A 12665-nucleotide genomic window follows, 5' to 3' on the forward strand; every position below is an offset into this window, starting at 1 on the left:
GCACGGAGAGAAGGCGGCCCCTTTACCTGCAGGCCGCGCGCACGTGGCGTGATCGCCACGGCCGGGTGTCGACAGGACGGCCCCTCAAGGCGCCGTGTTGGACGCTTCAGCTGCCTGGATCAGGTCTGCGCCGATCTCATCGGAAAACATCTTCCACACCGGGCGCATGGCTTCACGCCATTGCTCGCGCTGTTCCGCAGTAAGGTGAGTGATCTCGCTGGTCTTGGCGTCAATGATCTTTTGTCGGGCCGTCTGGTTCAGGGCCTCGGCCTGCTTGTTCACTTCGACCGTTACCTGATCCATGATCGTTTGCAGCTCCGCGCGCACGTCTTCAGGCAGTGAATTCCAGAACTTGGCGTTGGTGATCACCATATAGTCGATCAGGCCGTGATCGGTTTCGGTAAAGAACGGCTGTACCTCGTTGACCTTCTGGCTCTCATAGTTGGACCAGGTGTTCTCAGTGCCGTTGACCGTGCCGGTCTGAAGGCCCTGATACACCTCGGCAAAGCTCATCTTGCGCGGGTTCGCGCGAATGGCCTTGAACTGCTCCTCAAGCACGCTGGACGCCTGCACCCGGAACTTCAGGCCGCGGGCATCCTGAGGCAAAACCACCTTCTTGTTGGCGGAGAGCTGCTTGAGCCCGTTGTGCCAGTAGGCCAGGCCGTGGATGCCTTTGTCTTCCATTGAGGTCAGCAATGCCTTGCCGGGGCCTTGCTGAAAACGGTCTACCGCAGCGAGATCATTGAACAGGAACGGAAGGTCATAGATCTGCACTTGCTTGGTGTAGTGCTCGAACTTCGCCAACGACGGCGCCAGCATCTGCACATCGCCCAGCAGCAAGGCTTCCATTTCTTTGCCGTCCCCGAACAAGGATGAGTTCGGGTAGACCTCTACCTTCACCTTATCCTTGAGTTGGGGGTCTGCCGCCACCAGCTTCTGGAACATCAGGGCGCCCTGCCCCTTCGGGGTGCTGTCGGCTACCACGTGAGCAAACTTGATCACAATGGGGTCGGCGGCATGCGCCAGGCCAGTGATGGATAAAGCGGCGGCGCACAGCAGCGCCTGGGTCAGCTTGAACATCGAAATCACCTTCTTATTGTTGTAGGGCTACTCAGGCTACGATAGCCGTTTTCTGAGTACGTGCCTGTGTGAGCTGTCGAAGCGCTTCGAACGTAAAATGGGCTAATCGGTGCGGTTGTGAGAATCAGCTTTTGAATAACCCTGCGTTTGGAAATGCTGAACGCCGAGGGTGGCTGATGAGGCTTGTGCAAGTGCCAGCAGTCGACGCGCGCGTTGCAAGACAGGCGCATCCACCATCTGCCCTTTCCACTGAAAGGCGCCAGCGCCACCGGCCGCGGCATGGGCTTGCAGTACGTCGTGGGCCCAGTCCACGTCAGCAGGCTCAGGGACCAGGGCGGCGTGAATGACCGCCGTCTGGGCAGGATGAATGCACAGTGCGCCGCCATAGCCCATATCGAAGGCGTGGCGCACGGCCCGGCGCAGCCCTTCGTGGTCGGTGATGGCGGGGTATACCCCGTCCAAGGGTGGGAGAAGGCCTGCCGCACATGAATGTAACTGCACCGCCATGCGCGCGTGATCGAGCATCTGCTCAGCGGCAACCGTGCCAGGGCTGAGGTTCAGATCCACGGCAAGATCAAGGCTGCCGAACGCCAGGCGCTCTACACCCTCGGCGTGGGCAATAGGCTCAAGCGCAAGTACGCCTCTGGCGCTTTCAATGATCGGCCAGAGGGGCTTACCGGTATGCCGGGCGATGGCAATATCGGCCGCGCTTCCAGCCTTGGGCAACACGATGCCTGCTACGCCAGCCCATTGGGCACATAGGGCTAAGTCTGCGCCATGCTCGGGGTGAGTAGGCGCATTGACGCGCACCCAAACACGCGCCGAGGGCGTATTACCTAGAAAGGTTGCAAGGTTGTCCCGGGCCTGGCGCTTGAGTGGTTCTTCCACGGCGTCCTCGAAATCGACGATTACCGCGTCGGCGCCCGCGGCCAGGGCCTTGGCAAAGCGTTCAGGCCGACTTCCCGGCACAAACAAGGCAGAGCGAACAATAGGGCGATGCATACTGGAATCCCTGTACTGAATCGAAACGCTGCCAGCGAGTAACGCCGGCCCAACGTCAAACCACACCGTCTGCCGCCAATCGGGCCTTTTCATCGGCACTCAAGCCCAGCTCCTCCAAGATGGCCTGGGTGTGCTGCCCCAAGCCGGGCACGCCGTCCATCCGGGGGCTGAAAGCCGTGTTGTGGCCCGGCGGCAACAACGACGGCAAGGCCCCGGCGGGGCTGTCTACCGTGCGCCAGCGATCGCGCGCTTTAAGTTGCGGGTGGTTCCATACCCCTTGCATGTCGTTGACGCGGGCATTGGCGATCTGCGCCGCCTCAAGCCGGGCCACCACCTCGTCCACGGACAGGCTGGCGAAGCGCTCGACGATGATCTGGCGCAGGGTGTCGCGGTTCTCCGAACGCTTGAAGTTGGCGCTGAAGCGCTCATCGGTGGCTAGCGCCTTGTCCAGCAGGACTATCTCGCAGAACAGCGCCCACTCCCGCTCGTTCTGCAGGCCGAGCATCACGGTGCCGTTGCCGCCGGTGGGGAACGGGCCATAAGGGTAGATAGTGGAGTGCGACGCGCCGGCACGCGCCGGCGGCGGTGCGCCGTTGTAGGCGTAGTACATGGGATAGCCCATCCATTCCACCAGGCTTTCAAGCATCGACACATCGATACGGCTGCCCACGCCGGTTTTACCGCGCAGCATCAGCGCGGAGAGAATACCGGTGTAGGCGTACATGCCCGCGGCGATGTCTGCAATTGAACAACCGGCTTTGGCCATGCCGTCTGGCCCAGGGCCTCCGGTCACGGAGAGAAACCCGCCCTCGCTTTGAATCAGCAGGTCATAGGCCTTTTTCGTTTCATAAGGGCCGCCCTCTCCGTAGCCGGAGATGTCACACACGATCAGCTGGGGGAAGCGCGCGTGCAGTGCTTCGAACGACAGCCCCAGCCGCGCTGCGGCGCCTGGTGCCAGGTTTTGCACCAGCACGTCCGCTTTGCCTAACAGGGCTTGGAGAATATCGCCTGCGGCCTCTTGCTTGAGGTCCAGGGTCAGGCTTTCTTTCGAGCGATTGGTCCACACAAAATGTGAAGCCAGGCCGTCTACCCGCTGGTCGTAGCGTCGGGCGAAGTCGCCGCTGCCGGGGCGCTCGATCTTTACCACACGCGCCCCAAGGTCGGCCAACTGGCGCGTGCAAAAGGGCGCCGCGATGGCGTGTTCCAGGCTGATAACCGTAATGCCGTCCAGAGGACGAGGATGGGTGTGGGTCATGGACGTTTCCTACAGGCCGTAAGGGGGCGGTGACAGGGGTGCGGAAGGGTCAAATAAGCTCGCTCAAACCGTGGGCCTGACGCAGGTTCCAAACACGTTGGATCAGCGCCGCGCCCTGTTCCGGGCTACGCGCGGCGGAGAACGCCAGCAAGCGTTGGAACTTGGCTTCCAGCTCCGAGCGGGTAAGGGTATTGCCCGGGTCCCCCTTGGGCTCGTCAATCGCCCCGTCAAGGGTTCGCCCGTCGGTGGTAATGACGGTCACGCGGCCCAGCCAGCGACCGGGATAAGCGCCGTCCACTTCTGGGTCCAGCGTCATGCTGACTTTTTCGCGGAACGCCTCCACCCGAGGGTCGGTCAGGGCCAGGTCGCGAAACTCGATAAGCTGAGCGCTGCCATGAACCGCGATCAGGCCCAGCACCGTGCCCATGGAAAACTTGGCCTGATGCACCGTGGACGGTTTAACCACCCGGCCCAGCACGTCGAGGGCGCCCTGATGGACATGGGTGATGACTCGGTCGATCTGGTGGTGGCCCAAGCCTTCGCGCTCCATCAAGGCGAGCAATGCGTCGGCGGCAGGATGGGTATGTCGGCAGGATGCATGAAACTTGAACGACGTCTCCACCAGCGCCCAGCGAGTACCCAGGCGGTCCGATAACCGAGACGGGGCCGCGTCGGTGGACATCCCAGCCGCCATGCCCTGCTCGCCCTCCAGAATGTTACGCGCACCCGTAAGCCCCTCTTGGGTCATGTAGGCGGCCAACACACCATCAGCCGCCGCCTTGGCGGTATGGAGTTGCTTGGAGTCCGCCGCATCGCGCAAAAATTCCCATAAGCCCGCAGCCTGAGTACCGGCATTGCCCAGCAGGTTGATGAACTGCTCCTGGTTCAAACCCAGCAACTTACCCACGCCTACCGCAGCGGCCAACGTGCCCACGGTGGCGGTGGTATGGAAGGTGCGGTAATGGGAGCGGCCCATGAATTCACCGATACGAATACCGGCTTCGTAGCCTGCAACCGACGCCAGGAGGAGGTCCTTGCCAGATTTCCCAAGGTCCTGCGCTGCCGCCAGCACGGCCGAGAACACCACCGTGGCAGGGTGCAGCACGGAGCTGTTGTGCAGGTCGTCCTGCTCCACCAGGTGTGATGAGGCGCCGTTGACCAACGCTGCGAAATAGGCCGATGTACCCTGCCCGCTTACCAGGATCCGGGCGGCACCGTTGGCCGGGCCTACGCGTTGGGCATAACGTTCGAACAACGGGATGGGGTGCGCGCCCTGGCTGGCCAGTGCTGAACCGATCCAGTCCAGGAACAGGTCTTCGGTACGGTCGAGCACGGCGTCCGGGATCTGAGAGTAGTGGAGGTCGGCCAGGAAGCTGGCCAAGGCATGGGTGTGGCTCATGGACAGGCCCTCAGAAACTACGCGGCAGCTCAAGCAAGTGCTCGGCAACATAAGACAGGATCAGGTTGGTGGAGATGGGCGCCACTTGATACAAGCGGGTCTCGCGAAACTTTCGCTCCACGTCGTATTCGCAGGCGAAACCAAAGCCGCCATGGGTTTGCAGGCAGGCGTTGGCCGCCTCCCAGGACGCCTTCGCCGCCAGGTATTTGGCCATGTTGGCGCTGGCTCCGGCGTTCTGCCCGTTGTCGTACTCCTCGCAGGCGCGCCAGCGCATCAGGTCGGCCGCCTCCAGCTCGATGTGCGCTTCGGCAATGGGGAACTGCACCCCTTGGTTCTGGCCAATAGGGCGGCCGAACACCACGCGCTCGCGGGCATAGGTGCTGGCCTTTTCCACGAACCAGCGGCCATCGCCGATACACTCGGCGGCGATCAGGGTACGTTCGGCATTGAGGCCGTCGAGGATGTACCTGAAGCCTTTGCCTTCTTCCCCGATCAAGCTGTCGGCGGGCAACAGCAGGTTATCGAAGAACAGCTCGTTGGTTTCGTGATTGACCATGTTGGCAATGGGCTGGACGGTCAGCCCGTTGCCGATGGCCTCGCGCAGGTCCACCAGGAAAATGGACATGCCCTCGGATTTTTTCTTAACCTCGGCCAGCGGCGTGGTGCGTGCCAGAAGAATCATCAGGTCCGAATGCTGAACCCGCGAGATCCAGACCTTCTGCCCGTTAATCACGTAGTTGTCGCCCTGGCGCACGGCGGTGGTCTTGATCTTGGTGGTGTCGGTGCCGGTGGTGGGCTCGGTGACCCCCATCGATTGCAAGCGCAACTCGCCGCTGGCCAGCTTGGGCAGGTAGTAGGTTTTCTGGGCTTCGCTGCCGTGACGCAGCAAGGTGAACATGTTGTACATCTGGCCATGCACGGTGCCAGAGTTGCCGCCACAGGCGTTGACTTCCTCAAGAATGACTGAGGCTTCGGCCAAACCCAGGCCAGACCCGCCGTATTCCGTAGGGATCATCGCCGACAGCCAGCCCGCTTCGGTCAAGGCTTTGACAAAGGCTTCAGGGAAGCCTTTCTGTTCGTCGATGGTGCGCCAGTAGGCGGCGTCGAATTCTGCGCACAGGGCGCGCACGCCCTCGCGAATGGCATTGAGGTCTTCATCGGTATACGGATTCATCGGCAGATTCTCAAGCGTGCGTCAAAGACCTGGCCGGCCATTGGGGCCTGCCAAGGGCAGGATCAATCAAAAACCACTTCAGCCTGTTGGGCGATACCGGCCTCGTTCCCCGCCCACAGCTGAGCGTTGCCTGGCGAGACGACGCGCCCTGACACCTGAAAAGGCGCAGGAACGTTCAATGGGCGAACCCCCCGATAGCTGAACTGCCGCACCCGTTTGCCAGGGTTGGCACGCTCAAATGCACGCAGGCTGAGCGTGGCGATCATCGGCCCATGCACCACCAGGCCTGGGTAGCCTTCGGTATCGGTGACGTAGGGGTAATCGTAATGAATGCGGTGGCCATTGAAGGTCACTGCCGAGTAGCGAAACAGCAGTGTTGGCGTAGGTGCAATGGTTTCGCTCCACTGCCCAGGCTCTAGCGCCTCCCCACTCGTAAGCTTGGGCGGGTTGGGTTCGCGGTAGACGATGTCCTGCTCCTCGCGTACGCATAGCTCACCGCCTTGGGCGTAGTCATGGCGTACGGTGACGAACAGCAACGCGCCGGTGCGGCCGTGCTTTTCTTCCACACGTAACAGGGTCGATACACAGCGCGCCTCGCTGCCTACCTTCAAGGGCGAAATGAACTCCACACGCCCACCGGCCCACATTCTGTTGCGCCCCTCGGCCGGGGGCAGGAAGCCGCCCCGCGCCGGATGGCCGTCACTGCCCAATTGCGCCTCATCCACCGGCTCTTGGAAAAAACACCAATGCCACAGCGGCGGTAAGGGTTCGCCGGCCTCGGGAGCCGCTTGTGCAAAGGTGGCAGCAATACGCTTGACCAGGTTGCGGCTCAATAGGTCGTGAGCTTCTTGGGTGCGCCCAAGCCACGGGCTGTAATCGGTGGGCGAAGTTGAAGCACTCATAGCCGGCTTGCCTCGGGTCTGTTGTTATCAGCCGATGATGAGCGCAGGCCGGTGTTGGGTGAATACGCATTTGCATACACCGGCGTTCAGCTATGCTGAATGCTTGATCCTGACGGGGAGAGCGTTGTGCACTTCGATTTGGCAGACCTGCGTCTGTTTATACATATCGGCGAATCACCCAGCCTGACCCAAGGCGCCCGCAGGGCTTTTCTGTCGCCAGCGGCAGCCAGTGCCCGCATCAAATCCCTGGAAGCGCAGCTCGATACCCGCTTGCTGTACCGCGACAGCCGAGGCGTAGAGCTGACGCCTGCCGGCCAGAAGCTGTTACGCCACGCTCGGCTGATCATGAGTCAGGTGGATTACCTGAAAGCCGAGTTCACCCATTACGGCACCGATTCGGCAGGGCACATTCGCATCTTTGCCAACACTACGGCGGTGACGGAATTCCTTCCGGAAGTACTGGCGGGGTTTCTGGCCAAACGTCAGGGCGTAACCGTGGACCTACAGGAGCGGCTGTCCCGGGATATCGTGCGTGGCGTGCTGGACGGCAGCACCGACATGGGCATCATTGCCGGCCCCGTGGAGGCTTCGGGCTTGCAAGTGGTGCATTTCAGCACCGACCGCCTGGTGCTGATCGTGCCTGAAGGGCACGCACTGGCCAAGCGTAAACACGTCACCTTCGCCCACACCTTGGCCTTCCAGCACATCGGGTTGCAGGAAGGCACCACCTTGCTTAGTTTTTTGCGCGATCACGCCGACCGGATCGGCCAAAGCCTGTTGCTGCGGATTCAAGTGTCCAGTTTTGAAGCCATCTGCCGCATGGTCGAAGCAGGCGTGGGTATTGGTGTGATCCCGGAGTCAGCGGCCGTGCGCCATAGCCATACCATGCGCCTGGCCACGGTCGAGCTGGATGAGCCTTGGGCAATCCGCGAGCGAAGCATCCTGGTGCGTGACTTTGGAGCGCTGCCGGGTGTGGTACGCGCCCTGATCACCACCCTGGCGCCCCATGCGGCGGCGACCACCAAGGCTTGAACCGAGGCGCCTAGCCGCGTGTAGTGCTGGCAGGCATGGGCCAGGCTACCTTTCCATTAGCGCACGAAAACCGATAGGCCTTATTTACTCGCGTGCGAAATTTTCACATCAGTTTCATTGGCCACTGACTCACTGGCCACCATAGTGCGCGCACTTAGCCCTGTAACACGCTTCACGGGCCTATTTGCCCCCCTATGCCAAGGAAATGCCGTAATGCATGTTGAAAACGTTCTGCCTGCGCCACGGCCACTCATTAGTGCTCACCTGTTCCTCAAACGGCGATTTTGGTTAGGCGTCGTGTTCGTGTTAATCATCGCCTCGCTCATTGGCTGGGTACTCAATCCTGCCTCTGCGCGCAACCTGAGCGAAGACCGGGCTATTGCGTCATCAGGGCTGCTACAGGCCTGGGCTGAAGGGAGTGCAGTGGTTGTGATCCGCCATGGGGAACGGTGCGATCGCTCGCACAATGAATGCCTTGGCGCTGCAGATGGCATCACTGCCCAGGGTGCTGCGGTGGCCGCTGAAGCGGGTAAAGCGCTTGACGCCCTGGGCCTTAGGGCCACCGACTTCGTAAGTAGCCCCATGGTGCGCACCGTGCAAACCTCTCAGGCCCTCACAGACCGGGATGTGTCCACGGTGAGCTGGCTTCAGCAATGCAAACGCCCCTCGCTGGATAAACTGCTCGCTCTCAAGCAGCCGGGCCGTAACCTGGTGATCGTCAGTCACAGCGGTTGCATCAAGCGTTACGAGCGACAGCTTGGCGTCGGCGGTACCCCTTCAAGTGGTTATGTCGCTGCCCTCTTTCTGTCTAGCGGCCCGCAAGCCTCTACAGAGGTGCTGGGGTACTTGAATGCGTCCGGCTGGGGGGAGTTGTCGGCTCAGGCGAAAAAGTAACCTCGTATAAGCCTTCACTTTGACCTGGGACACGCGCCCTGCTCCTCGCCCTTATAAGGCTTTACTCGTAGAACGGCGCTACAACCACCCGCTCGCCAGCGAAGAAACTGTCGGCCACTACGCGCAAGGGCTGGGTGTCCATGTCGGACGCACCGGCCTGGATCAGCCGGTGAAAATGCCGATAGAGCGCGGGGTATTCACCGTCCCCGCGCAGGGGTTCGGGTACGCCGTCGATGCTCAAGGCCGCCCCGCCCTGATCAAGCCGCAATAGGCCACTGTTGGTTTGGAAGTCGATCCGCCAGAGTTCGTCATGGTCATGGTCGAAGTCTAGCTCCGCGCTCACGGTAAGGCCGTGCTCCGTGCGCAGGCCCAGGGTGGCAGCGATGGGGGATTGGCAGTTGCTGGGCACGTGCAATGTGGCTTGCTCAACGAACAGCGGGCTGCTCACCAAGTCGGTCACGATAGACAACGCGTTAATGGCCGGGTCAAACACGCCCAGCCCCCCGGCTTGCCAGATCCAGGCTTGCCCTGGGTGCCACTTGCGCACGCTTTCCTTCCACTGCACCCGCACCGCCGTCAGCGGGCGCTCGGCCAGCCAGGCCCGCGCCACCTCCACCCCTGGCGCGAAACGCGAGTGCCAGGCGAACAGCCCGCTCACCCCTGCCGCCTCCGCCTGAGCAGACAGCGCCATGGCCTCGCCTACGCTGGCGCAAGGCGGCTTTTCAACCAGCACGTGCTTGCCCGCTGCCAGTGCCTCGTTTACCAGGGCGTAACGGCCTTGGGGGGGTGTGCAAAACGCAATGGCGTCCAGGCTTGGGCAGGCCTGGAGCATTTCTGTCAATGCGCTGAAGTGGGCAACGCCTGGGCATGGCGCGCCTTGGGTAGCCACGGCCACCAGTTCGAAACCAGGGTTGGCCTGGATCGCAGGCACATGCTGGTCCTGGGCGATCTTGCCGTAGCCCACCAGGCCAAGACGAATCGGCTGCATCTGACACTCCTGTTTGTTGTTATTTAAAGGAAGCGGTGCCGATGGTAATCGGTGTAGGGCAGGCATGCCTAGACTGTGCGCAGCGTGTGCGGGGTGGGATGTGAGTAATGGAAATGTTCGCGAGCTGTCGCTCGCTCCTACACGTGAGGTGCACGGTTTGAGCGACGCGCGCGGGCTGTAAGGTTGAAGTCAGTAGCGGGGCTTGAGGGCCTTCCAGTCCGCCTTGTAGCGCTGCATCTGACGGACGTCGTCGCGTTGACGGATGCCGCAACTCAGGAACTGGTCATGCAGCTTGGCCAATTGGTCGTAGTCCAGTTCCACACCAAGGCCAGGGGTACGGGTCACCGCCACGCAGCCATCTTCGATGGTCAATTTACCGCCTTTAATTACCTCTTCGTCCGGCTCCTGCCAGGGGTAGTGGGTGTCACACGCGTAGGCAAGGTTAGGCACGGCCGCCGCCACATGGGTCATGGCCATCAGGCTGATACCCAAGTGGGAGTTGGAGTGCATGGACACGCCCAAGCCGAACACATCGCACATCTTGGCCAGCACCTGGGTATCCCGCAGCCCGCCCCAGTAATGGTGGTCCGCCAACACAATCTGCACGCTGTTCAGCGCGACGCTGCGCCGAAACTCGTCGAAATCGGTAACCACCATGTTGGTGGCCAGCGGTAACCCGGTGCGGGCGTGCAGCTCTGCCATGCCATCCAGGCCAGGGGTGGGGTCTTCGTAATACTGCAAGTCATCACCCAGCAACTCGGCCATGCGGATGGCCGTGGCCAGCGACCAGTTGCCATTGGGGTCGATGCGCAGCGGGTGATCGGGGAAGGCACGCTTGAGGGCCTTGATGCAGGCCACTTCGTGCTCGGGCGCCAGCGCGCCGGCCTTGAGCTTGATGCTCTTGAAGCCATGGGCTTCGATCATGCGCCCGGCCTGTGCCACGATCTGCGCCTCGCTGAGGGCTTCCCCCCAGTTGTCTGCGGGATAGGGGCTGTCCACGTGCTGCGCGTACTTGAAGAACAGGTACGCACTGAAAGGGACGCGGTCGCGCAGCGCGCCGCCGAGCAGGTCCACCAGGGGCATGTTCAACGAGCGCGCCTGGAGGTCCAGAAACGCCACTTCGAAGGCCGAGTAGGCGTTGCTCACCGCTTTGCTGGCATGAGAACCCGGCGCCAACTCTGCCCCGGCCACGCTGGCGGGCTTGTGCGCGGCAACCGTTGCCTGCACCACTTGGCGCAAGCCGTTGAGGTTGAACGGGTCCATGCCGATCAATTGATCGCGCAGCGCCAGTTGTATGGCCAGTGCAGGTGCGTCCCCGTAGCTTTCGCCCAAGCCGATGTAGCCGTTATCGGTTTCCACTTCGATGATCGAACGCAAAGCATAGGGTTCGTGAATACCGCTGGCGTTGAGCAGCGGCGGGTCACGGAACGCGATAGGGGTGACGGTGACACGGATAACTTTCACGTGCGGAACTCCCGGTCCAGAAGAATAAAAAACAGGGTCAGGCCGCTGCGGCGGCCGCCTTGCCATCGCGTAAGGCAGTACGGCCCGCGCCGGGCTTGCCACGGGCAAACATCACCACGATGGCGGCCAGCACGGAGGTAGCGGCCAAGCCATACAAGCCACCCTGGATCGACCCGGTGGTTTGCTCAAGGAAGCCAAACGCGGTGGGGGCCACGAAGCCTCCCAGGTTGCCAATCGAGTTGATCAAGGCGATGACTGCCGCCGCAATGCGGCCATCCAGGTAGCCCTGAGGCAGCGGCCAGAACAGTGCCGAGGCGGCTTTAAAGCCAATGGCGGCGAAACAGATGGCCACGAAGGCGAACACGGGGCCGCCTACGGTGGACATGAACATGCCCAGCGCCGCGATGAGCAGCGTGAGTGCGCACCAGGCCTGCTGGTGGCGCCACTTGGCCGCCAGCCCTGCAAACCCATACATGGCCACGATGGAAATCAACCACGGAATGGCGTTGAGCATCCCCACCTGGAAGTCACCCAGGCTGCCCATTTTCTTGATCATGCTGGGCAGCCAGAAGGTGGCGCCGTAAATGGTCAGGGCCACCGAGAAGTAGATGAAGCAGAACAGTATGATCTGCCGGTCCGCCAGCAGCCGCCACACAGAGGGCCGACCGCCCCGCTCGGCCTCACGTGCGGCTTGCTCCTGGGCAATGGTCGTGGTCAGTGCCTGTTGCTCTTCCAGGGTCAGCCACTTGGCCTCGCTTGGGTGGGACTGCAAATGCAGCCACACGAAGCCGCACAGCACTACCGAGGCAAACCCTTCGATCAGGAACATCCACTGCCAGCTGTGCAGCGCTGGCAAGTCAAGGCTAAGCAGCCCACCGGAGACCGGCCCGGAAATCACCGAGGCGATGGCCGAACCGCTCAAGAACACGGCCATGGCCCTGCCCCGCTCCGAGGCAGGCAACCACTGGGTGAAGTAATAAATAATGCCGGGGAAGAAGCCCGCCTCCGCCGCGCCCAGAATGAACCTGAGGACATAGAAACTGGTTTCGCCCTGAACGAAGGCCATGGCCATGGCGGCGATGCCCCAGGTGAGCATGATGCGGGCCAGCCAGGCACGGGCGCCGTAGCGTTGCAGCAGCAGGTTGGAGGGCACTTCGAACAGCGCATACCCTATGAAGAACAGGCCGGCACCTAAGCCGTAGGCGGCCGCACCGATGCCCAGGTCAGATTCCATGTGGCTGCGCACAAAGCCGATGTTGACCCTGTCGATATAGTTGACGATGAACATCACCACAAACAGTGGCAACACGTGGCGCTTCACTTTGCTTGCCGCACGGGCAAGCACGTCAGCCGGAACGGCGCTGAGGGGTTGGGTCACTGGGCATCTCCCGATCTTGTTTTTCTGGGTAGGCCGCATCCATGGATGCATAGCCGATCATGGACGCCTGGATTGTTGCGGTCTAATCTAGTTTATA

At 61.8% G+C, this 12665-nt stretch carries 11 protein-coding genes; 2 read left to right on the top strand and 9 right to left on the bottom strand.

The features are described from left to right. Positions 1 to 84: 84 nt before the first annotated feature. The 6 genes from AC4LE2_RS11400 to AC4LE2_RS11425 all read right to left on the bottom strand — a co-directional run bounded on the left by AC4LE2_RS11400 (position 85) and on the right by AC4LE2_RS11425 (position 6812). On the bottom strand, positions 85 to 1080 hold the full coding sequence (locus tag AC4LE2_RS11400; protein ID WP_491825870.1) for a DctP family TRAP transporter solute-binding subunit: 996 nt from the start codon (positions 1078 to 1080) through the stop codon (positions 85 to 87). Between the two features lie 102 nt (positions 1081 to 1182). Next, positions 1183 to 2082, bottom strand: coding sequence for an HpcH/HpaI aldolase/citrate lyase family protein (locus tag AC4LE2_RS11405; RefSeq protein ID WP_491825871.1), 900 nt, complete (start codon positions 2080 to 2082; stop codon positions 1183 to 1185). A 55-nt stretch (positions 2083 to 2137) separates the two neighbouring features. Then, positions 2138 to 3337, bottom strand: coding sequence for a CaiB/BaiF CoA transferase family protein (locus AC4LE2_RS11410; protein WP_491825872.1), 1200 nt, complete (start codon positions 3335 to 3337; stop codon positions 2138 to 2140). 49 nt (positions 3338 to 3386) lie between these two features. Beyond that, complete coding sequence (locus AC4LE2_RS11415; RefSeq protein ID WP_491825873.1) at positions 3387 to 4736, bottom strand: MmgE/PrpD family protein; 1350 nt, start codon at positions 4734 to 4736, stop codon at positions 3387 to 3389. A 10-nt stretch (positions 4737 to 4746) separates the two neighbouring features. Continuing rightward, complete coding sequence (locus AC4LE2_RS11420) at positions 4747 to 5910, bottom strand: acyl-CoA dehydrogenase family protein (protein ID WP_491825874.1); 1164 nt, start codon at positions 5908 to 5910, stop codon at positions 4747 to 4749. A 62-nt stretch (positions 5911 to 5972) separates the two neighbouring features. Then, entirely contained in the window at positions 5973 to 6812 is an 840-nt protein-coding gene (locus AC4LE2_RS11425) for an HTD2 family dehydratase (protein ID WP_491825875.1), read from the bottom strand. 126 nt (positions 6813 to 6938) lie between these two features. Between AC4LE2_RS11425 and AC4LE2_RS11430 the strand changes: the two genes are divergently transcribed. After that, positions 6939 to 7844, top strand: coding sequence for a LysR family transcriptional regulator (locus AC4LE2_RS11430; protein WP_491825876.1), 906 nt, complete (start codon positions 6939 to 6941; stop codon positions 7842 to 7844). A gap of 213 nt (positions 7845 to 8057) precedes the next feature. After that, positions 8058 to 8738: a lipopolysaccharide core heptose(II)-phosphate phosphatase PmrG gene (pmrG, locus tag AC4LE2_RS11435; protein ID WP_491825877.1), complete on the top strand. Its 681-nt coding sequence runs from the start codon at positions 8058 to 8060 to the stop codon at positions 8736 to 8738. 61 nt (positions 8739 to 8799) lie between these two features. On the opposite strand, the gene AC4LE2_RS11440 is transcribed toward pmrG, so the two are convergent. From AC4LE2_RS11440 to AC4LE2_RS11450, 3 genes are all read right to left on the bottom strand, one after another. After that, on the bottom strand, positions 8800 to 9726 hold the full coding sequence (locus tag AC4LE2_RS11440) for a Gfo/Idh/MocA family protein (protein WP_491825878.1): 927 nt from the start codon (positions 9724 to 9726) through the stop codon (positions 8800 to 8802). A 189-nt stretch (positions 9727 to 9915) separates the two neighbouring features. Continuing rightward, on the bottom strand, positions 9916 to 11190 hold the full coding sequence (locus tag AC4LE2_RS11445; protein ID WP_491825879.1) for a glucarate dehydratase family protein: 1275 nt from the start codon (positions 11188 to 11190) through the stop codon (positions 9916 to 9918). Between the two features lie 37 nt (positions 11191 to 11227). Continuing rightward, positions 11228 to 12478 (bottom strand): MFS transporter, encoded by a 1251-nt coding sequence (locus tag AC4LE2_RS11450; RefSeq protein ID WP_491828116.1) that lies wholly within the window; start codon positions 12476 to 12478, stop codon positions 11228 to 11230. Positions 12479 to 12665: the final 187 nt, after the last annotated feature.

The organism is Pseudomonas sp. 9.3L (assembly GCF_058536285.1).